At 42.3% G+C, this 745-nt stretch carries 1 protein-coding gene; it reads left to right on the plus strand.

Annotated features, from left to right (window positions below; translation table 11 throughout):
- Window positions 1-23: 23 nt before the first annotated feature.
- On the plus strand, window positions 24-745 hold a 722-nt coding region (locus GMD1S_RS10640; protein WP_000991641.1), incomplete at its 3' end, for a C1 family peptidase.

Consider the following 745-nt stretch of genomic DNA (forward strand, 5'->3'; position numbering starts at 1 on the left):
CAGTAGAATAAAAGGAGGAATCTATGAACGCGATTCAAGAATCATTTACAGATAAACTATTTGCCAACTATGAAGCAAATGTCAAATACCAAGCAATTGAAAATGCTGCCAGCCACAATGGAATTTTTGCAGCTCTAGAACGTCGCCAAAGTCATGTAGACAATGCACCTGTTTTCTCATTGGATTTGACCAAGGACAAGGTTACTAACCAGAAAGCGTCTGGTCGTTGCTGGATGTTTGCAGCTCTCAACACCTTCCGTCACAAACTCATTTCTCAATATAAATTGGAAAACTTTGAATTGTCACAAGCCCACACTTTCTTCTGGGACAAGTATGAAAAATCTAACTGGTTCTTGGAGCAAGTCATTGCGACTGCAGATCAAGAATTGACGAGCCGTAAGGTTAGCTTCCTACTCCAAACTCCACAACAAGACGGTGGACAGTGGGATATGGTCGTGGCCCTCTTTGAAAAATATGGTGTCGTTCCTAAGTCAGTTTACCCTGAGTCTGTTTCATCTAGTAATAGCCGTGAGCTCAATGCAATTCTTAACAAATTGCTTCGCCAAGATGCCCAAATCTTGCGTGACTTGCTCGCTTCTGGTGCTGACCAAGCGACTGTTCAAGCTAAGAAAGAAGACCTCTTGCAAGAAATCTTTAACTTCCTTGCTATGTCACTAGGTCTTCCACCGCGTAAATTTGACTTTGCTTATCGCGATAAGGATGATAACTACCAAAGCGAAAAGGG

This window comes from Streptococcus sp. GMD1S (genome assembly GCF_000296875.1).
Classification (GTDB): Bacteria; Bacillota; Bacilli; order Lactobacillales; family Streptococcaceae; genus Streptococcus.